Here is a 21,737-nt window from a genome sequence, read left to right as displayed (position 1 = left end):
TCAAAAGGGAGGAAGACTTGATTCGAGGAATACTTTTTGACCTGGACGGGGTCATCCTGGACTCCATGGACATGTGGCAGGACCTGGGCCCTAATTTTATCCAGGGCCTGGGCCTGGAAGTGGAGGAAGACCTGGGTAAGACCCTCTATTCCATGACGGACCAGGAGGGCTATCGGTATTTAAAAAAAGCCTATAACTTGTCTATGTCCCTCCAAGAAATTCAGGAGGGGATGGAGGAAGAATTGCGGCATTTTTATCTGGAGGCCCCTCTTTTAAGGCCCGGGATCCGGGAACTTTTACAGGCCTTGGCAGGAGAAAAAATTCCCTGCTATATCTGTAGTCAAACACCAGAGAATTTCATCCAGGGGGCTCTGGAAGTCTTGGACCTGGATCCTTATTTTCAAAAAATCTGGTCCACAGGGGGCCGGGCCAAGGGCAAGGAAGACCCGGAAATTTTTCGGGAAATTTTAAAAGACCTGGGCCTCCAGGGGCCGGACCTCATCTATTTAGAAGACAGCCTCTATGCCCTAAGGGCTGCCGAAACTTTGGGCATCTGGGGAATTTATATTCAAAATTCCTGGGATCCAGACGATAAAAGAGAAGGGGGTCGGCCAAGTTATGACCTGGAGGGGCCGGAAATCATGGACCTGGTCCGGGGGAGAATCCCGGCTTGTCAAGACCCAGAATCTTTGCTATAATGGAAGCAATTTAATAGAGCGATGAAGAGAACTAGTACATGGAAGGGGCCTATAGAGAGCATTTGTTTGGTGGAAAAATGTGGCAGGGACTATGGAATCCATCTCGGAGCTTGATTTTTCTAAGTGAGTATAGATGCTAAAAAGGGTGGCACCGCGGAGCTTTTTCGTCCCTTGACGAAGGAGCTTTTTTTATTTTATGGAGAGAAAGGACTGTCATGTTAGATTTAAAATTTGTCCGGGCCAATCCGGACCAAGTTAAAGAAAATATCAAAAAGAAGTTTCAAGACCACAAGTTGCCCCTGGTAGACCAAGTCATTGCCTATGACCAAGAATACCGGGACCTTAAGACCAAGGGAGACGACCTCAGGGCTATAAGAAACAAGAAGTCCAAGGAAATCGGCAAGTTCATGGCCCAAGGGGACAAGGACCAGGCAGAAAAGGTCAAGGCAGAAGTGGTCCAAGTCAACCAAGAATTGGAAGAGGACCAAGCCCGGACCTTGGAATTGGAAGAAAAAATTAAAAAAATCATGATGCAAATTCCCCAAATCATTGATCCCTCCGTGCCCATTGGCAAGGACGACTCTGAAAATGTGGAAATTGAAAAATTTGGCGACCCCAAAGTTCCCGACTATGAAATTCCCTACCATGTGGATATTATGGAATCCTTTAATGGCCTGGACCTAGATGCTGCCCGGAAGACTTCCGGAGCGGGTTTTTACTACCTCCAAGGAGACATTGCCAGACTCCATTCAGCCGTGATAAGCTATGCCCGGGACTTTATGATTGACCGGGGCTTTACCTATTGCCTGCCTCCCTTTATGATCCGGTCCGACGTGGTTACCGGGGTTATGTCTTTTGATGAAATGGAAGACATGATGTACAAGATTGAAGGGGAAGACCTCTATTTAATCGGCACCAGCGAACACTCCATGATTGGTCGCTATATCAATACCATCCAGGAAGAAGACAAGCTCCCCTTGAGCCTGACTTCCTATTCTCCCTGCTTCCGAAAAGAAGTAGGAGCCCATGGCATTGAAGAAAGGGGGGTCTACCGGATCCACCAATTTGAAAAACAAGAGATGGTGGTTATCTGTAAGCCGGAAGATTCCAAGGACTGGTTTGAAAAATTATGGCAAAACACTGTGGACCTCTTCCGGAGCCTGGACATTCCCGTCCGGACCCTGGAATGTTGTTCTGGAGACCTGGCAGACCTCAAGGTCAAGAGCCTGGATGTGGAAGCCTGGAGCCCCAGACAAAAGAAATATTTTGAAGTGGGGTCTTGCTCCAACCTGGGAGATGCCCAAGCCAGACGGTTGGGAATCCGGATCCGGGGCCAAGAAGGCAACTACTTTGCCCACACCCTCAACAATACCGTGGTGGCTCCACCTAGGATGCTCATTGCCTACCTGGAAAACCACCTCCAAGAAGACGGCTCTGTTACCATACCGGAAGTTTTAAGACCCTATATGGGGGGCCATGAAAAATTGGAAAAAGTTGGAAAATAAAATTTGGGACCTGGCCGGTAAGGGCCGGGCCCTATTTTTTTGCCGGGAGGATGAAATTTATATTTTCTTTCCTGGTGGAATCATGTATAATAAGACTTAAGTAAATCGAAGGGGAGTAGCTTATCTTTCTTTCTCGTCAGTTCGGATTTATCCCGGGAAAGAACCCTTAGTGGTAGCAAGACCTTTGTTTCCTTTGGGAAACAGGGGTCTTTTTTTAAGAAAGGAGAAGACGGATGCAGTGGTATAACCTGGATGAAAAAGAAGTCTTGGAAAAATTAGAATCCAACTTGGACCAGGGCCTGTCTCAGGCAGAAAGCCAAGATCGTTTGGAAAAATACGGAAGAAATGAATTAAAGGAGGGGAAGAAAAAGTCTTTTGGGAAAAAATTGGCCGAGCAATTTTTAGACCCCATGATTATTATCCTGGTCATTGCCTCCATCCTATCGGCCCTTATGGGAGAATGGGTGGACTCCATCATTATCATTGCCATTGTCATTGTCAATGCAATTTTGTCCTTGAGCCAGGAGGGCAAGGCGGAACAAGCCATTGAGGCCCTGCAAAAATTGTCCAGCCCCAAGGCCAAGGTCTTGAGAGATGGGAAAAAAATCGACCTGGACTCCCCCCTCTTGGTGCCTGGTGACCTGGTCCTCTTAGAAACTGGGGACATTATCCCGGCAGACCTCCGCCTGGTGGAAAGTGTCAACTTAAAAATTGACGAATCCTCCCTGACAGGAGAATCTGTAGCTGTGGAAAAACACGCCCAAGACAAGTTAGACGGGGAAGTTTCCCTAGGCGACCGGACCAACATGGCCTATTCTTCTTCCATTGTTACCTATGGCCGGGGCAAGGGCCTGGTGGTAGCCACAGGAGAAGATACGGAAATTGGAAAAATTGCCAGCTCTCTTTCCCAATACCAGGAAGAACAAACCCCCCTTCAAAAGAAATTGGCTGGCCTGTCCAAGACCCTGGGCATTCTCGTTGTAGGCGTCTGCGTCTTGGTCTTTATCGTTGGAATTTTATACAAGTTGGAGCTGATTGAAAACCTCCTAACCTCTGTATCCTTGGCTGTAGCCGCTATTCCTGAAGGCCTTCCAGCCATTGTTACCATTGTCTTGTCCCTGGGTATGGGACGGATGGCCAAGAAAAATGCCATTGTAAAAAAACTTTTGGCCGTAGAAACTTTGGGAACCACAACGGTTATTTGCTCAGATAAGACGGGAACCTTGACCCAAAATGAAATGACCGTTAAAAAGGCCTATGCTGCCGGAGAAATTTTTCATGTTACCGGGACAGGTTACGACCCCAAGGGACAAATCCTCCTGGACCAAGAAGAAGTCCAAGACCTGGAAGAATCTCCCCTGGAAAGGCTCCTCCATGTGGCTGTTTTAACCAACGATGCCTCCCTGGAAGACCATCCGGAAGGCTTTAAAATGTTGGGAGACCCTACAGAAGGATCCCTCTTATCCTTTGCCGGCAAGGCGGATATCTGGCAAGAAGACTTGGAAGCAAACTATCCCAGAAGGGCAGAAATTCCCTTTGACTCATCTAGGAAGATGATGACCACCTTCCACCAAGTGGGAGACCAGGCCTATTCCTATACCAAGGGGGCCCCGGACATGGTCCTGGAAAGGTGTAGCCAAGTCTTGACCCGGAAGGGAATTATTGACCTGACAGACCAGGCAAGAAAAGAGATTTTGGACGTCAACAGTTCCTTTGCCCAAGAAGCCCTAAGGGTTTTATCCTTTGCCTTTAAAAAGGTGGATACCATTCCTGACCAGCCCAAGGTTGAAGAAACAGAAAAAGACATGGTCTTTGTGGGCCTGGTGGGGATGATTGACCCGGCCAGGGAAGAAGTTAAAGACGCCATCCACCAATGTAAGACAGCGGGAATTATCCCCATTATGATTACTGGTGACTACCTGGAAACGGCCGTAGCCATTGCCAAGGAATTAAAGATTGCAGATTCCATAGACCAGGCCATGACAGGCCGGGAAATGGACCAACTGTCTACAGAAGAATTGAAAAAGGCCCTGGAAAGCAAGAGGGTCTTTGCCCGGGTTAGTCCGGAAAACAAGGTCCAAATTGTCAAGGCCCTGAAGGAATTGGGCCACATTACCGCCATGACTGGGGACGGGGTCAACGATGCCCCGGCCATTAAGTCGGCGGACATTGGCATCGCCATGGGGATTACAGGAACCGACGTGGCCAAGTCCACAGCAGAAGTCATCTTAACAGACGACAACTTTGCCACCATTGTCCACGCCGTGGAAGAAGGCCGGATTATCTATGCCAACATTAAAAAGTTCGTTTCCTTCCTCTTATCCTGTAACATTGGGGAAGTTTTGGTTATCCTCATTGCCATCCTCTTGAATATGCCGGTGCCCCTACTGCCCATCCAACTCTTGTGGCTCAACCTCTTAACCGACTCCTTCCCGGCCCTGGCCCTGGGTATGGAAAAGGGGGAAGACGACACCATGTACGAAAAGCCCAGAGACCCCAAGGAACCCATTTTGGACAAGGAAATTTCCATTACCGTGGCCGTCCAATCCATTGCCATTACCATTGCCACCCTGGGAGCCTATGTCATTGGCCTCAACCGCTATGGCAACACCGGTCTTGGCCTGGATACGGCAAGGACCATGGCCTTTTCAACCTTGATCTTGGCCGAACTCTTGCGAAGTTATTCTTCCCGGTCCATCAACTTTACCCTCTTCCACATTGGGGTCTTTAGCAACCCCTCCCTGGTTAAGGCAACTGCTTTTTCCTTCTTCTTGATGGTCATCGTTATGTATGTTCCCTTCCTAGAAGAACTCTTCCACCTGGTGGACATTGGTCTAAATGATTGGCTTATCGTCTTAATTGGCGCCTTTATCCCCTTGGTCTTGGGAGAAGTACAAAAAATGATCCGTTTTAGAAAAATCCAAGAAAAGTTTGAAAAGTAGGATTAAAAAAATTAGAAGCTCTTTAACAAGGGCTTCTTTTTCTTTGGCCATGATGTGGTATAATAGGGAAGGTTAAAAAATATTGAAGGAGGAAGTATGGCCTGGTTTAATGTATTCATACTTGGTATTGTAGAAGGAATTACAGAATTTTTACCTGTATCCAGTACGGGGCACCTGATCTTGTTCCACCGCTGGTTTCAATTGAGTCCGGAGAATTTTCAAAACGCCTTTGACGTTTGTATCCAATTGGGGGCCATCCTGGCTGTGGTGGTCTTGTATTTTCGAAAACTAAACCCCCTGGCCTCTGTGGACCAAAATGGTCAGGCCATGACGCCTAAAAAAAGACGGAAGATTGTGGAACTTTGGGCCAAGGTCCTGGTGGGGGTCCTGCCGGCCATGGTCCTGGGCCTCTTGTTTGACGATTTGATTGACAAGTACCTCTTTTCGGAAAAAGTTGTGGCTGTGACCTTGGTCCTATGGGGGATTGTCATCATCCTCATGGAAAAACGAGTCCGGCCTGCCAAGTTCCAAAGCCTGGAAGAAGTCCCCTATAGCTATGCCTTGGGGATTGGATTTTTCCAATGCCTGGCCATGATTCCCGGCACCAGTCGGTCAGCCGCCACCATTATCGGGGCCATGACCCTGGGTCTAAAAAGGGTGGATGCGGCAGAATTTTCTTTCTTCCTGGCCATTCCCACCATGCTGGGGGCCACCCTCTTAAAGGTGGTTAAAAATGTCCACGGCTTCGACCCCAGCCAATGGATCATGATCCTATTTGGCGGCCTGGTGTCCTTTATTACGGCCTACCTGGTGATTCGGGTCTTTATGAACTTTATCAAAAAACACGACTTTGTCCCCTTCGGTATCTACCGAATCATTGTGGGAATCCTAGTCTTTATCTTGTTTCTATAAGTGAACCCCCGGTCTTGGCCGGGGATTTTGCTTTAGGAAGAGGCAATTGTGTCTAAGTCTAGTAGAATGAGCCGGAATATGGTATATTATATAGATAAGAGGTGATTGATTGAAACCGATAAAAAGTAAGTCATTATTGCCCATGATTCTCCTATCCATCGGGATTGGCATCATTGGCATTTTAATTCCTATAGCCTATGTCTTTTTGCCCATGTTATTTTTAACAGAGGCCATGGACAGGGGCCTAGTAAAAATAATGGGGACCTTTCTGGGCCTTTGCCTGGTCCTGGAAGCCCTGGTGCCTAGGATGGGGATGGTGCTGTTTACCCTCTTTGGCCCCTTGATTTTAATCCTGCACTATTGCCTGGTGACCAAAAAAGACCTGCTTGCCAGCTTGGCCTTGTCCAGCGGACTCTTTTTGCTGTCCATCCTGGTGGTCCTCCAGTCCACTGGGGTCTTAGGCTTTATCCAAAAAGATAACTTTCCCCAAGAAATTATTCAAATGCAAAGGGAAGCGGGAATTTGGCAGGACTCTATGACCAGCTACATTCCGGCCTTTGAAAGTATGGTCAGGGGCATGGTCCAATACCTGCCGGCCATCTTGGTGGTTCTTTCTCTCATTGTGACCTATGTCACCCTGACCTTTACCGGGAGAAAGTTGCTCTTAAGGGGGAAGTTGGTGGTGCAACCGCCGTCTTTCTTTTACTTTAGGCTCCCCCAAGGGATCTTTGCCATCCTGGGGACCTTTCTAGTCCTGGGCCTGGTCTTCCAGGCAGACTTGGACAAATTTGCCCCCCTCCTCTTGAATAACGGCCTGGTCCTAGTGGGATTTTTATTTTTCATCCAGGGCCTGGCCCTGGTGGACTTTTCCCTGGTGAAGTTAAGGATGGTTCGTTTCTTTAAGGCCATCCTCTTAACCATGATTGTCCTAACCCCCCTCCTGCAAATTCCTCTGGCCTTTTTGGGCCTCTTAGACAGTCTTTTGAATCTAAGACGGATTCACTTAAAATGAAAGGGAAGACTCTATGGAGAATGATACAAAAATTTTAGATATAAAGGACTTTATTCTGCCCCTAGGGGCCTTGGCCTTGGTGTCCATAGCCCTTTTGACCAAGGACCCCGTCCTGGGAGCCTTGGGCCTTCTGGCTACGGGCTATGCTGTCTATGCCAGCTACAGGAAGGTGGCCGGGAAGAATGAAGAATTTATCGACTACCTGGAACACATGAATGAAGACTTTGACCAGCTGACCAAGCATGCGATTTTTTCCATGCCCTTTCCCCTGGTTATTGCCGATGACCAGGACAAGATCGTCTGGTACAACACCCCCTTTATAAAACTTTTCAAGGAAGAAAACTCCCTGATCGGGTCTTCTTTGAATAAAATTGTGGACCTGACCGAGAGGAAAAAGGACCACAAGGAAGAAACGGCCTTTTCCATGACCCTGGAGGACAGAACCTACACCGTCTATCCCAATGAAGTGGAAACCAAGTCTTCCGACCGAAAAAACTTAAAAATGTACTATTGGGTGGACACCAGTAGATATGAGGACCTAAAAAAGTTTGCCGAAGACAACAAGCCCGTCGTGGCCATTGTAGAGGTGGACAACCATGACGAGGCCATGGACTCCATTGACTCCAACCTCCGTCCCATGGTCCAAGCCAAACTGGACTCCACCATTTCCCAATACTTCCATGAGGTCAATGCCATCTTGAGAAAGTTTGACCAGGATACCTACCTGGCTGTTATGAGCCAGGAATCCTTTGTGGAATTAAAAAAACGCCGCTTTGACCTTCTGGACATCATCCGGAGCCTGGACTTTGAAAACATCCTGCCCCTGACCCTGTCCATTGGGGTTAGTCGACCGGGTTTGACCTATATGGAATCCTACAAGGAAGCCGACACCTCCCTGGATGTGGCCTTGGGCCGTGGGGGAGACCAGGCAGTGGTCCGGATCCACGACTCCTATGAATTTTTTGGCGGCAAGTCCAAGGCCGTTGAAAAGAGAAACAAGGTCAAGGCCCGGGTCATTGGTGTGGCCCTAAGGCAATTGATCGACCGGTCCAGACGGGTTTTCGTCATGGGACATGGCAATGCCGATATGGATGCCATTGGGTCCGGCATAGGCGTTTTACGCGCCGTAGCCAACCGGGGCAAGGAGGGCTATTTAGTTTTAAACAAGTCCAACCCCAGCATCGACAACCTTTTAAATAGGATGGACAAGGAGCAACCCTCTTTAAGGGAACGCTTTGTCACCGGGGCCCAAGCCCAAGACATGGCCACCAAGGATTCTCTTTTGATTATGGTGGACAACCACAAACCCTCCTTTACCGAACATCCTGCCCTGGTGGATATAATTCCAAATATTGTGGTTATTGACCACCATAGGCGGGGGAAAGAATTTGTAGACAATCCCGTCTTAAGCTATGTAGAACCCTATGCTTCCTCCACCAGCGAACTGGTAACCGAGATGCTGACCTACATGTCCGACGACTTCCACCTGACCAATTTTGAGGCCGACGCCCTCATGAGTGGGATTGTGGTAGACACCAAAAATTTCACCTACCATACAGGAGTCCGGACCTTTGAAGCCGCCAGCAACCTCCGGCGGGCTGGTGCTGACATGAGTAAGGTCCGGGTCCTATTTGAAGACGACTACGACACCATCTTGGCCCGGGCAGAAGTGGTCCATAATGCCAAGATTTACTTTGACTATATTGCCGTATCCTACCTGGACCGCCAGGCAGCCAACTCTGTCTTGGTGGCAGCCCAAGCAGCCAATGAACTCTTGGATATCCACGGCATCAAGGCCTCTTTTGTCTTGACCAAAAAGGAAAAAACCATCCACATTTCCGGCCGGAGCCTGGGAGAACTATCTGTCCAATTGATCTTGGAAAAAATCGGCGGGGGAGGCCACTTGAACATGGCGGGAGCCCAAATTGAAACCGACTCCTTGGATGAGGCAAAAGACCAACTTCTTCATGCCATTGAAGAATATTTAGAAGAAGGAGCAGAAGTATGAAAATAATCTTAACAGAAAATGTAAAAAACCTGGGGAAAAAAGGAGACCTGGTCCAAACCAGCGACGGCTATGCAAGAAACTTTTTATTTCCCAGAGACCTAGCCATAGAAGCAACTGCTGAAAATTTAAAGGTCTGGGAAGCCGACCAAGCTGAAAAGGCAGCCCAAGAAAAAGAAAGAAAAGAAGAAGCCTCCAAGGTCAAGGACCAATTAGAAAAGACAAAAATTACCATTTTGGCCAAGGGGGGCGATGGAGGTCGCCTCTTTGGCGCCATTACCAACAAGGATATAGAAAAAGCCATTAAGGACCAGGTCAAGGTGGCCATTGACCGGAAAAAAATTGAATTAAAGGAAAACATCAAACAGGCAGGCGTCCACACAGTGGATGTGCGGGTTTATCCTGAAATGATTGCCAAGGTCCGGATTGATGTCCAAACCCAAGACTAATGGAAGAAAACGGACGAATTCCTCCCTATGACGAGGATGCGGAAATCAATGTTCTAGGGTCCATGCTCCTGGAAAAGGAAAGCATCACCACAGCCGTTGAATTTTTACATGCCCAAGACTTCTATCGGAAGTCCCATGGAGAAATTTACCTGGCCATCCTGGACCTCTACAATATGAACGAGCCGGCGGACCTCTTGACTGTGGCCAACCAATTAAGGTCCAAGGGCCAACTCAAGGAAGTTGGAGGGACAGCCTACCTGGCCGCCCTGTCTGCGGCCGTTGTCACCACCAGCAATGTAAAATACTATTGCAAAATCGTCAAGGACAAGTCCACTTTAAGGAAGCTCATCCAGGCCTCCGACGGGATCATGTCCGATGCCTACAGCCAAACCGGCGAAGTCGATGCCCTTTTGGAAAAGGCAGAAAAAAGTATTTTTGACATTACGGAAGGTTCTCAAAGGGGAGGCTTTTTGCCAATGACCGAAGTCATCCAAGAGACCTTTGAAACCATGCAGAAAAAAGCCGAAAACCCCAAGGCCCTGACAGGTCTCAACACAGGATTTTCCGACCTCAACCGGAAATTGTCCGGCCTGCAAAAAAGCGACTTGGTTCTTTTGGCTGCCAGACCCTCCATGGGAAAGACGGCCTTGATGGTCAACATCGCCACCAATGCCGCCATGCAAGACCAGGCCCGGGTGGCCATGTTTTCTCTGGAAATGAGTGCCCCCCAATTGGTTCAAAGAATCCTGTCCTCTGTGGCCCATGTGGATTTGAGTAAGATCATTTCCGCCAACCTGGACGCAGACGAGTGGAAAAAAATCATTGACGCCATCCAGGTCATGCAGGCCATCAGCATCGACATTGACGACACACCAGGCATATCCCCCTTGGAACTCAAGGCCAAGTGCCGCAAGCTCAAGATGGAAAAAGGCCTGGACCTCATCGTTATAGACTATTTACAACTTATGGAAAGCTCCGGCCGGCCTGAGTCTCGGCAACAAGAAATCTCCGCCATCTCCCGAGCCCTAAAGGGGATAGCCAAGGAATTAGACGTTCCCGTCCTGGCCCTGTCCCAGCTTTCTCGGGCGCCGGAATTGAGACAAGACCACCGGCCCATCCTGTCAGACCTGAGAGAAAGTGGAGCCATCGAACAAGACGCCGACGTAGTTATGTTCCTCTACCGGGACGACTACTACCATGAAGATTCAGAAAAGAAAAACACTGGAGAACTCATTATTGCCAAGCACAGAAACGGCCCAACAGGGACAGTAGACCTGGTCTTCAAGAAAGAATACACCAAGTTCGTAAGTATGGAATTTCGCAATGAACCTTAATTCGATTAAGTAGAAAGAGTGACGTATTGGACCCCAATAGCATCATCCAGATCCTATCTTTAATAATATTAATTGGCCTGTCGGCCTTTTTTTCCTCTTCAGAAACAGCCCTAACCACCCTAAGCCCCTACAAGGTCCGGCAACTTAAAGACAAAAAGGTAAAAAATGCAGGATTTTTAGAAAAAGTCCTAGAAGAACCCTCCAAGATGATCACCACCATCCTGGTAGGGAACAACATCGTCAACATTGGTGCCTCCGCCATAGCCACGGTGTTTTTTACCAAGCTCTATGGCGGGTCAAAGGGCCCCATCCTGTCCACCGTAGTCATGACCATCCTGGTTTTAATCTTCGGTGAAATCACCCCCAAGTCCTTGGCCCAAATCAACCCCGAACCCATGGCCCTAAGGTCATCAGGAATCATCCTGGTCTTGAAAAAAATCCTGACCCCCCTGATCTACCTTTTAGGGATTATTACCAACTTCTTGATCCGGGTCCTGGATGGGAAAAACGCCGGGGAAGACAAGATTACCAAGGAGGAAATCCGGACCATTGTAGACGTGTCAGAAGAGCAGGGTATCCTTATGGACGAAGAAACATCCTTTATCAACAATGTTTTGGACATCAAGGAAGACCAGGCCCTGTCCATTATGACCCCTAGGACCTCCGTATCCGCCCTGGACATCGAGTGCAGCCACCAAGAGCTCTTTGACTTTATCCAAGAAAATAACTTTTCGCGGATCCCCGTCTACCGGGAAAACATCGACCACATTGTAGGAGTCCTCCACCTGAAGGACCTGGTTCTTCCCCTGGAAAAACACAAGTCCATCAAGATAGAAGACTACCTCCACGAGCCCTATTTTGGCTACGAGTACATGCCGGTGATTGACCTCTTTCGGCAAATGCGGCAAAGAAACGTCTCCCTGTCCATTATTGTTGACGAGTACGGCGGCACCTCAGGTATCGTCAGCATCGAAGACATAGTGGAAGAATTCTTGGGAGAAATCGACGACGAATACGACCAAGAAAACCCCTTCATTAAATTGGAGAAAAACCACTACCGGATAGACCCGGAACTGAGGATTGACGAAGTCAACGAAACCTTTGGCCTAAATTTGGAAAGCGAAAACTACGACTCCATTGGTGGCTGGGTCATGGAACAGCTGGAAAGACTCCCAGTGGAAGGAGACGAAGTGAAAAAGGGCAAGACCCTCTTTATCGTCAAGAAAATGGACAAGAGAAAAATCGAAAGCCTGGACTTGATTTTACTAGAAGACAAAGAATGACAAGAGTGGGAGACCCCACTCTTTTTTTTATGGAAGGAGCTTTTAGGGGCATATTTTTAAATGATAAGTCGAGTCGGGGTCATGAAATATAAAATGTCATTAGGAATGTATTCAGCTTGGGCCCCAGGGGGGAGTAGCAGAAAGCAATATTTAAACTCTGATTGTACACAAGATAAGGGGTTTAAACAGGTAAGTGGAAAAATTTTTTCTATTTTTTTATTTTTTTAGGTCAGGAGTCTTGGAGAAGAGAAAAAATTTGCTATAATATAAACTTGTTTTTATTCAAAGATCAGGCTTGTAGTCGGAAGAGGCCCAAAAAATCCTTGTTGGGAAAAGTAAAAAATGAAGGGAGATTATCTTTTTCATCTTTTCCCATATAAAAAAGGAAAGAAAGGGATTTTTTTAGGAAATTACCTTAATTTAGAGAATTATTATTGATAAATAAATGAGAGTTTGCTAATATATATATGTATTGATAGTAGCTATTAGTTCATGAACATGGTTACTAGCTCTAGTAAGCAATGAGGGGGTGCAAAATGAATTTATTAATGGCAGAGCTTGGCGTTGATTACACCATTGCACGCTTGAGAATCAAGGATAATGACCAGCAAAAATTTCTGGCAAATATTGGTTTTATCGAAGGGGCTGTCCTATCTGTGGTATCTGAAACCATGGGAAACCTCATTGTGAAAATCAAGGGAAGCCGTGTGGCCATTGGAAAAGACATTGCAAGAAGGATTGATGTCACAGTTATAGGAGGGTAGATAAGGATGGAAGTTTTGACCTTAAGAGATGCTAAAATTGGCGAGTCTTATCGTGTAAAGAGAATCTCCGGTCAGGGAGCTGTTAAACGGCGTATCATGGATATGGGTTTGACAAAAAATGCAGGCTTCACTGTAGTGAAGGTGGCTCCTTTGGGGGATCCGGTACAAATACACCTGAGGGGATACCAATTGAGTTTGAGAAAACAAGATGCTGAAATGGTCCAAATTGAGCCTATTGATGCCTCAGAAATCGAAGATAATTAACTAGGAGGATAAGATGATTCGCATAGCACTTGCCGGGAATCCAAATAGTGGGAAATCCACCTTATTTAATTTACTTACAGGCTCCAACCAATATGTAGGGAACTGGCCAGGAGTCACAGTTGAAAAGAAGGAAGGGGTCTATAAAAAGGACAAGGAAGTTAGTATTACGGACTTGCCGGGAATTTATTCCCTTTCACCCTACACTTTAGAAGAAGTTGTCAGTCGGGACTATTTAATTAACGAAGTTCCAGATGTCATTATCGACATTGTCGATGCAGCGAATATTGAAAGAAATCTTTATTTAAGCACCCAGTTGTCTGAATTGGGCATTCCCTTTGTCTTGGCCCTAAACATGATGGACGTCGTCCGGAAGAATGGGGACAAGATTGATACAGGGGGGCTTTCTAAGGACTTGGGTTGCCAAGTGGTGGAAATTTCTGCCCTGAAAAACCAAGGTGTGGATGAATTGATCCATGTGGCCAAAAAGGTGGCCTTGACTAAAAAGGTCCAAGCGGAAGAAAAATATCCCAAGGATATTGAAGATGTCTTGGCCGGAATTGAAGAAATTGTTCCAGGCTTAAAAGAAGAAAAGGCCAGACGCTTTTTGGCCATCAAGCTTCTTGAAAGGGACGAAAAAGTTTTAGAAAAATATAACTTAAACCAAGACCAAAAAAGTCGTCTGGAAGCTCTTATATCCAAGTTTGAAGAAGACCATGATGATGATGGGGAAGGCATCATGACCGATGCCCGCTACCAATTGGTTACAGATGTGACCAAGAGAAATGTTCGCAAGGGAAGAACGGGAGAAACCACAACGGATAAGATTGACCGGATTGTCACTAACCGTTGGCTGGCCCTGCCGATTTTCGCCTTGATTATGGTGGGTGTCTACTATATTTCCATTATCTGGGTAGGCCAACCCATTACGGACTGGGTCAACGACACCGTAGTGGCTGAATGGACCCAAGGCGGGATTGACCAACTGCTTACCAATGCCGGCGTGGCTGACTGGATGCACTCCTTAGTGGTAGACGGAATCATCGGTGGTGTTGGGGCTGTTTTAGGCTTCCTACCTGTTATTGCTTGTATGTTCTTACTTTTGGCCATCTTGGAAGACATTGGTTATATGAGCCGGATTGCCTTTATCTTGGACCGGATCTTCCGTAAATTCGGCCTGTCTGGCAAGAGTTTTATCCCGATTCTAATTGGGACCGGTTGTGCCGTTCCTGGAATCATGGCCACCAGAACTATTGAAAATGACAATGACCGTCGGATGACTATTATTACAGCTTCCTTCTTACCCTGTGGGGCTAAGTTGGCCATTATTTCTCTCTTCTCTGCAGCAATTTTCATTGACAAGTGGTGGTTCGCCCCCTTGACCTACTTTATTGGGATTGCCGCTGTGGTTATTTCAGGGATTATCCTTAAGAAAACCAAACTTTTCCAAGGGGATCCAGCTCCCTTTGTTATGGAGTTGCCGGAATACCACTTCCCCAACCCAAGAAACGTCTTACGGTCCACCTATGACCGTTGCAAGGCCTTTGTTGTCAAGGCCGGAACCATTATTCTTTTAGCAACCATCGCTATTTGGCTCTTAAGTAACATCAGCGTCAAGGGTGAATTCCACACCTTTGAAGATGCTTCTACAGATTCCATCCTATCAGCCATTGGTGGCTTCTTTGCCCCCTTGTTTGCTCCCCTGGGCTTTGGAGACTGGAAGGCCGTTGTAGCTACCTTTACAGGCCTTGTAGCCAAGGAAGCCGTTGTAGGAACCTATGGAGTTGTTGCAGGACTTGGAGCCGGCTTGGACTCATCAGATTCAGGGGTTATTGCCTTTGCAGCATCCTCCTTTACATCTGTTAGCGCCTTGAGCTTTACCGTATTTAACCAATTGACTGTTCCATGCTTCGCATCAGTGGGCGCCATCCGGAATGAAATGAATTCCGCCAAGTGGACCTGGACAGCCATTGGTTATCAAATTCTTTTCTCCTATGTCATTGCCTTGATGATTTATCAATTTGGTCGCGTTCTTGTCTTGGGAGAAGCCATGACCCTTTGGACTTACATTGCCTTTGCATGCTTAGTCCTGATGGTTTACCTGCTCTTTAGACCCGATCCAAAAGATAGACTGGCCAAGACAGCCATGAAGGCAGCTGGAGAAAACCGTTAAGTCTAGAAAGGATATGTTATGGGAACAATTATTATAGGAATTGTGATCCTAGTGGCCTGTTATTTTGCTATTAAACACGTGAAAAAAACCAAGGGCGGCTGCTCTTGTTGCCCCGGTGCTTGCCACTGTGACCATAAACATGAAAAAAACTAAAAGCATAAAAAGTAGAAAAGACCACCCTGGAGGTGGTCTTTTTCTATAGCCATGGCCCATGGGAAGGGGACTTAAATCTGGTCCGCTAGGTCATAAAAAAATTGATAAAGAGATAGAAATAGGGGTATAATGGTAAAAATGAAAGAATTTCATGGAGGTTAATATGAGGAATATCAGTGGTACCCCCTATCACCTGGAAGCCCTACATAAAAGAGAGGATGACGAAAGAAGACATGTGACCAGGTGCCGGCATAGGGACAATAAGGCCAGGTATTGCAATGCCCTGCACAGGTCTTGTTATAGTTCCAGATTTTGCGACGCCTACTTGGAAAAATCAGAAGAGCAAGAAGACCTCTTTTACCAGGCCCCGAAAGATCCATCTCCAGCAGCTGTAAAGGCCAAGACCGGCCAGGAGACCCCCTTGAAAGCCCCAGTAAGGGTCGGCGATGTATGGATACATAAAAAATACGGCCCTGGAAAAATTCGAGAAATTCACGGGGGCAAGGAAGTATCCATTGCATTTAAGGAGGGGGAGGTAAAAAAATTTACCCTGGAGGCCTTGGCCAATGAGAAGTTTTTCAAAAGGTAAGAGGGAGTAAAAAAAGGGCATAAAAAAAGCGCCGAGACAGCGCTACTAGTAAGTTGGATACGGACTAAGCCTTATTTTAACTCGCTATATTGTTTTGAATAGTACACCTATAGTATACCACTATTTAAAAATATGTCAAATTAAAGTTTATGAGGAGGAAGTATGAAGAATTATACAATTGGTTTAGATATTGGAACAAACTCAGTAGGATGGGCTGTAATAAAAGATGATTTAACTCTGGTACGCAAGAAAATCAAGATTAGTGGAAATACGGATAAAAAGGAAGTTAAGAAAAATCTTTGGGGAAGCTTTTTATTTGAACAGGGAGATACTGCTCAAGACACAAGAGTGAAAAGAATTGCTAGACGTCGTTATGAAAGACGGCGCTTTAGAATTCGAGAGTTACAAAAAATTTTTGACAAGTCCATGGGAGAAGTGGATTCAAATTTTTTTCATAGACTGGATGAAAGCTTTTTAGTAGAAGAAGATAAGGAATATAGTAAGTATCCTATTTTTTCTAATGAAAAGGAAGATAAAAATTACTATGATAAATATCCAACGATATACCATTTAAGAAAAGATTTAGCTGATAGCAACCAAAAAGCTGACTTGAGGTTGATTTATTTGGCTTTAGCTCATATGATAAAGTATCGGGGACATTTTTTAATTGAGGGCGATTTAAAAATGGATGGGATATCTATCAGCGAAAGCTTTCAAGAATTTATCGATAGTTATAATGAAGTGTGCGCCTTAGAAGATGAAAATTTAGAAATTATTTACAATGATGAACTCCTCACACAGATAGAAAATATATTCAAGCAAGACATTTCTAGAAGCAAGAAGCTAGATCAAGCAATAGCTCTATTTCAGGGAGTTAAGAGGCAAAGCTTGTTCGGAATATTTTTAACCCTAATTGTTGGCAACAAGGCAAACTTTCAAAAAATATTTAATTTAGAAGATGATATTAAGCTTGACTTAAAAGAAGAAGACTACGATGAAAATCTAGAAGAACTTTTATCGAATATAGATGAAGGCTATAGAGATGTTTTTCTTCAGGCGAAAAATGTTTATAATGCCATTGAATTATCTAAAATTCTAAAGACAGATGGGAAAGAAACAAAAGCACCCTTATCTGCACAAATGGTTGAACTATACAACCAACACAGAGAAGACCTTAAAAAATACAAAGACTATATTAAAGCGTATCTACCAGAAAAATATGGAGAAACCTTTAAAGATGCCACTAAAAATGGATATGCGGGATATATAGATGGGAAAACAAGTCAAGAAGATTTTTATAAATTTGTAAAGGCACAACTTAAAGGTGAAGAAAATGGAGAATATTTTTTAGAAGCCATAGAAAATGAAAATTTTCTAAGAAAGCAAAGATCTTTTTATAACGGAGTGATTCCTTATCAAATTCATCTTCAAGAATTAACAGCCGTTTTAGACCAGCAAGAAAAACATTATTCCTTTTTAAAAGAAAATAGGGATAAGATAATATCCTTATTGACCTTTAGGATTCCTTACTATGTTGGACCATTAGCAAAAGGAGAAAGTCGATTTGCTTGGTTGGAGCGATCAAATTCGGAGGAAAAAATAAAACCATGGAACTTTGATAAGATTGTAGATATAGATAAATCTGCAGAGTTATTTATTGAAAACCTAACCAGTCGAGATACTTATTTACCCGACGAACCAGTCCTACCTAAGAGGTCTTTAATCTATCAAAAATTCACTATTTTCAATGAATTGACGAAAATCAGCTATATAGATGAACGAGGAATTTTACAAAACTTCTCTAGCAGGGAAAAGATAGCTATTTTTAATGATCTATTTAAAAACAAATCCAAAGTAACTAAAAACCAACTTGTTAAATATATAGAAAATAAAGAACAAATAATTGCGCCTGAAATCAAGGGGATAGAGGATAGTTTTAATTCAAACTATAGCACCTATATTGATTTATCTAAAATTCCAGATATGAAAAAATTGTTAGAAAAAGATGAGGATGAAATCTTAGAGGAGATAATAAAAATTCTAACCATTTTTGAAGATAGAAAAATGCGGAAAAGACAGCTGATGAAATTTAAAGATAAATTATCCGAAAAGGCCATCAATCAATTATCTAAAAAGCACTATACAGGTTGGGGACAATTATCAGAAAAATTAATTAACGGCATCAGAGATGAGCAAAGCAACAAAACGATTTTAGATTACCTGATTGAAGATAATGGTTGCCCTAAAAACATGAATCGAAATTTTATGCAACTAATCAATGATGATACTTTGTCTTTTAAGGAGAAAATAAGAAAAGCCCAAGATATTAACCAAGTCAATGACATCAAAGAAATCGTAAAAGATTTACCTGGAAGTCCTGCAATAAAAAAAGGAATCTATCAAAGCATCCGGATTGTTGATGAAATTATCCGAAAAATGAAGGATAGGCCGAAAAACATTGTGATAGAGATGGCTAGAGAAAATCAAACAACTCAAGAGGGAAAGAACAAATCAAAAGCAAGACTTAAGAAAATTCAAGAAGGATTGGAAAATCTGGATAGTGTTCATGTGGAAAAGCAAGCCTTGGATGAAGAAATGTTAAAAAGTCCCAAATACTACCTTTATTGCCTACAAAATGGAAAAGATATCTATACCGGAAAAGATTTAGATATTGGACAATTACAAACCTACGATATAGACCACATTATACCCAGAAGCTTTATAACAGATAATTCTTTTGACAACCTGGTACTAACCTCATCAACGGTAAACAGAGGGAAATTAGACAACGTGCCTAGTCCGGATATTGTAAGGCAACAAAAGGGCTTCTGGAAACAATTATTAAGGGCAGGATTAATGTCTCAACGAAAATTTAATAATCTAACCAAGGGAAAATTGACAGATCGAGATCGTCAACAATTTATAAATCGCCAGTTAGTTGAAACGAGACAGATTACAAAACATGTCGCCAATCTTTTAAGTCACCACTTAAATGAAAAGAAAGAAGTTGGTGAAATAAATATTGTCCTATTAAAATCAGCTTTAACCAGCCAATTCCGTAAAAAATTTGACTTCTATAAAGTCAGAGAAGTGAACGACTATCATCATGCCCATGATGCCTATTTAAATGGAGTTATTGCCTTGAAACTACTGGAGCTCTATCCATACATGGCTAAGGACTTGATCTATGGTAAATATTCCTACCATAGGAAGATAGAGGGGGATAAGGCAACACAAGCTAAATACAAGATGTCCAATATTATAGAGAGATTTTCTCAAGACCTCCTGGCAAATCCAGATGGAGAAATAGCTTGGGAAAAAGATAAAGACTTAAATACCATCCGAAAGGTTCTTTCTTCTAAGCAAATAAATATTATAAAAAAAGCTGAAGAAGGTAAGGGGAGATTATTTAAAGAAACAATTAATTCACGACCAAGCAAGAAGACAGAAAAGAGAATTCCCATTAAGAATAATTTAGATCCGAATATATACGGGGGCTATATTGAGGAAAAAATGGCCTATTATATTGCTATAAATTACCTGGAAAATGGAAAAACAAAAAAAGCAATTGTGGGTATTTCTATCAAGGATAAAAAAGATTTTGAGGGACAAACAACTGAGTATTTAGGAAAAATAGGATTTAATAAGGCTAGCATTATAAATAGCTTTAAAAACTATACCCTTTTTGAACTAGAAAATGGATCTAGGCGAATGATTGTAGGAGCATCCAAAGAAAATGATTCTAAAGGAGAACTTCAAAAGGGAAATCAAATGTATCTTCCGCAAAATTTACTCGAATTTGTTTATCATTTAAAGCATTACAATGAAGATGAAACAAGTCATAAATTTATAGTAGAACATAAGGCGTACTTTGATGAGCTTTTAAACTATATAGTCGAATTTGCAAATAAATATTTAGAGCTAGAAAATAGTATTGAAAAAATTAAGGACCTATACCATGGAAAGGGACCAGATGTAGAAGAAAAAGAATTAGTCGAATCCTTTATAAACTTATTAGCAATAACAAAATGTGGTCCCGCAGCAGATATAACATTTTTGGGTGAAAAAATATCCAGGAAAAGATATAGATCTACCAATTGCTTATGGGGAAGTGAGGTTATTTTCCAATCTCCAACAGGACTATACGAAACAAGACTACGATTGGAGTAAAAAATGGGATGGAGAACAGTAGTCGTAAATACACACTCAAAACTAAGCTATAAAAACAACCATCTAGTTTTTCAGACAGGGATTCAAACAGAAATGATTCATCTATCCGAGATAGACTCCATTATTTTAGAAACAACAAATATTTCCATTACAAGTATGCTAATTAAGCGACTCGTAGATGAGAAAATAAACCTTGTTTTTTGCGATGACAAAGCCCTACCACTAGCAAACCTTATGCCCTTCTATGGGCGCTACAATAATAGTTTAGAATTCAAGAAACAAATCGACTGGGCCCAAGAAAAAAAGGAAGAGGTCTGGATGGAAGTGTTGAGGCAAAAATTGATAAACCAGTCAAGACTACTTTTTAAAAGAGAAAAAGATGACCAAGGCAAGAGGATTGAAGAATTCTCTTGCCAAATAGAAAGAAATGATCCTACAAATAGGGAGGCCCATGCAGCCAGACTTTATTTTAATACACTCTTTGGCCTACCTTTTTCTAGACAAGAAGAGACAGATATCAATGCAGGTTTAAATTATGGCTATAGCCTGCTACTGAGCATCTTTGCAAGAGAAATTGTTTTAAATGGTTGCCGGACAGAATTAGGGTTAATGCACCATAGCCAATTGAATAACTTTAACTTAGCCAGTGATTTGATGGAACCCTTTAGAGTTCTCGTTGATGAGATCGTACTGGAAAATCAAGAAGAAAAATTTAAACAAATTAAGAAAGCTATTTTAGCATTAGTTCAAAACACATATCCATATAAAGGACATTTGAATAGTACTTAAACCTATTACTACAACAAGATATACGCCTGGTCCAGTTTTAGAGCTATGTTGTTTTGAATAGTACTTAAACCTCCGTCTGTCGTTGTTAGGCCAGGTAGTGGTTTTAGAGCTATGTTGTTTTGAATAGTACTTAAACTGGAACTTCCGACGGGGCAAGCATTGTCTAGTTTTAGAGCTATGTTGTTTTGAATAGTACTTAAACGACGGATTTACCTGGACGAGTTTGCCAACCGTTTTAGAGCTATGTTGTTTTGAATAGTACTTAAACCCTGGAGGGGGCCATTGCCCTGGACGGGGGGTTTTAGAGCTATGTTGTTTTGAATAGTACTTAAACGAGGTCAAGGAGTACTTGACCAGCCTTGATGTTTTAGAGCTATGTTGTTTTGAATAGTACTTAAACAGCAATTAGGCATAGATCCAATTGATTGTTTGTTTTAGAGCTATGTTGTTTTGAATAGTACTTAAACCGACCTAGGACCCAAGAGCCTAGAGAGCTAGTTTTAGAGCTATGTTGTTTTGAATAGTACTTAAACGACGGATTTACCTGGACGAGTTTGCCAACCGTTTTAGAGCTATGTTGTTTTGAATAGTACTTAAACCACCAGTAAGCTCAGTGATGATAAAGGCCAAGTTTTAGAGCTATGTTGTTTTGAATAGTACTTAAACTACTGTAACCGACGGAAAGATTTACTTAAAGT

The 21,737-nt window shown here is 43.5% G+C and carries 17 protein-coding genes, 1 CRISPR repeat array and 1 other annotated feature (1 of these 19 cut by a window edge); all 17 genes read left to right on the top strand.

From position 1 onward, the window contains the following. Positions 1-17: 17 nt before the first annotated feature. Positions 18-698 (top strand): HAD family hydrolase, encoded by a 681-nt coding sequence (locus BQ7400_RS06555; protein WP_072469859.1) that lies wholly within the window; start codon positions 18-20, stop codon positions 696-698. A 12-nt stretch (positions 699-710) separates the two neighbouring features. Beyond that, positions 711-873, top strand: a binding site (T-box leader). Between the two features lie 40 nt (positions 874-913). Then, positions 914-2,203, top strand: a complete 1,290-nt coding sequence (gene serS / locus BQ7400_RS06550) for a serine--tRNA ligase (protein WP_072469858.1) — start codon at positions 914-916, stop codon at positions 2,201-2,203. Beyond that, positions 2,175-2,303, top strand: a complete 129-nt coding sequence (locus BQ7400_RS10920) for a hypothetical protein (protein WP_281245078.1) — start codon at positions 2,175-2,177, stop codon at positions 2,301-2,303. The genes serS and BQ7400_RS10920 overlap by 29 nt, the downstream gene beginning before the upstream one ends. 133 nt (positions 2,304-2,436) lie before the next feature. Continuing rightward, a complete protein-coding gene (locus BQ7400_RS06545) occupies positions 2,437-5,145 on the top strand; it encodes a calcium-translocating P-type ATPase, SERCA-type (protein WP_072469857.1) in 2,709 nt (902 codons plus the stop codon). Positions 5,146-5,241: 96 nt separating this feature from the next. Then, complete coding sequence (locus BQ7400_RS06540; RefSeq protein WP_034439931.1) at positions 5,242-6,057, top strand: undecaprenyl-diphosphate phosphatase; 816 nt, start codon at positions 5,242-5,244, stop codon at positions 6,055-6,057. 109 nt (positions 6,058-6,166) lie between these two features. Further along, complete coding sequence (locus tag BQ7400_RS06535) at positions 6,167-7,069, top strand: DUF2232 domain-containing protein (protein ID WP_144019925.1); 903 nt, start codon at positions 6,167-6,169, stop codon at positions 7,067-7,069. Between the two features lie 13 nt (positions 7,070-7,082). Then, positions 7,083-9,077: a DHH family phosphoesterase gene (locus tag BQ7400_RS06530; protein ID WP_072469855.1), complete on the top strand. Its 1,995-nt coding sequence runs from the start codon at positions 7,083-7,085 to the stop codon at positions 9,075-9,077. Then, on the top strand, positions 9,074-9,523 hold the full coding sequence (rplI, locus tag BQ7400_RS06525; protein WP_072469854.1) for a 50S ribosomal protein L9: 450 nt from the start codon (positions 9,074-9,076) through the stop codon (positions 9,521-9,523). Before BQ7400_RS06530 ends, rplI begins: the two co-directional genes overlap by 4 nt. Beyond that, positions 9,523-10,857, top strand: a complete 1,335-nt coding sequence (gene dnaB / locus BQ7400_RS06520) for a replicative DNA helicase (RefSeq protein WP_034439921.1) — start codon at positions 9,523-9,525, stop codon at positions 10,855-10,857. The genes rplI and dnaB overlap by 1 nt, the downstream gene beginning before the upstream one ends. A 26-nt stretch (positions 10,858-10,883) precedes the next feature. After that, positions 10,884-12,140 carry a hemolysin family protein gene (locus tag BQ7400_RS06515; protein WP_072469853.1) on the top strand — a complete coding sequence of 419 codons (1,257 nt, stop codon included), beginning with the start codon at positions 10,884-10,886 and terminating at the stop codon, positions 12,138-12,140. A 536-nt stretch (positions 12,141-12,676) separates the two neighbouring features. After that, positions 12,677-12,904: a FeoA family protein gene (locus BQ7400_RS06510; protein WP_009431972.1), complete on the top strand. Its 228-nt coding sequence runs from the start codon at positions 12,677-12,679 to the stop codon at positions 12,902-12,904. 6 nt (positions 12,905-12,910) lie between these two features. After that, positions 12,911-13,168: a FeoA family protein gene (locus BQ7400_RS06505; protein WP_034439916.1), complete on the top strand. Its 258-nt coding sequence runs from the start codon at positions 12,911-12,913 to the stop codon at positions 13,166-13,168. A gap of 13 nt (positions 13,169-13,181) precedes the next feature. Beyond that, on the top strand, positions 13,182-15,338 hold the full coding sequence (gene feoB, locus BQ7400_RS06500) for a ferrous iron transport protein B (protein ID WP_034439914.1): 2,157 nt from the start codon (positions 13,182-13,184) through the stop codon (positions 15,336-15,338). 18 nt (positions 15,339-15,356) lie between these two features. Further along, entirely contained in the window at positions 15,357-15,491 is a 135-nt protein-coding gene (locus BQ7400_RS11025; protein ID WP_081944231.1) for a FeoB-associated Cys-rich membrane protein, read from the top strand. 163 nt (positions 15,492-15,654) lie between these two features. Further along, entirely contained in the window at positions 15,655-16,080 is a 426-nt protein-coding gene (locus tag BQ7400_RS06490; protein ID WP_034439912.1) for a hypothetical protein, read from the top strand. Between the two features lie 162 nt (positions 16,081-16,242). After that, positions 16,243-20,250: a type II CRISPR RNA-guided endonuclease Cas9 gene (gene cas9, locus BQ7400_RS06485; protein WP_034440723.1), complete on the top strand. Its 4,008-nt coding sequence runs from the start codon at positions 16,243-16,245 to the stop codon at positions 20,248-20,250. A 3-nt stretch (positions 20,251-20,253) separates the two neighbouring features. After that, positions 20,254-21,039 (top strand): type II CRISPR-associated endonuclease Cas1, encoded by a 786-nt coding sequence (gene cas1 / locus BQ7400_RS06480; protein ID WP_072469852.1) that lies wholly within the window; start codon positions 20,254-20,256, stop codon positions 21,037-21,039. Positions 21,040-21,073: 34 nt separating this feature from the next. Continuing rightward, a CRISPR array of direct repeats spans positions 21,074-21,737; the repeat unit is 36 nt; unit sequence GTTTTAGAGCTATGTTGTTTTGAATAGTACTTAAAC; it runs 234 nt beyond the window's last position.

This window comes from Urinicoccus massiliensis (assembly GCF_900120405.1).
Taxonomy (GTDB): domain Bacteria; phylum Bacillota; class Clostridia; order Tissierellales; family Peptoniphilaceae; genus Urinicoccus; species Urinicoccus massiliensis.
The sequence above is the reverse complement of the archived record's forward strand: the minus strand, read 5'-3'. Positions and strand labels throughout refer to the sequence as shown.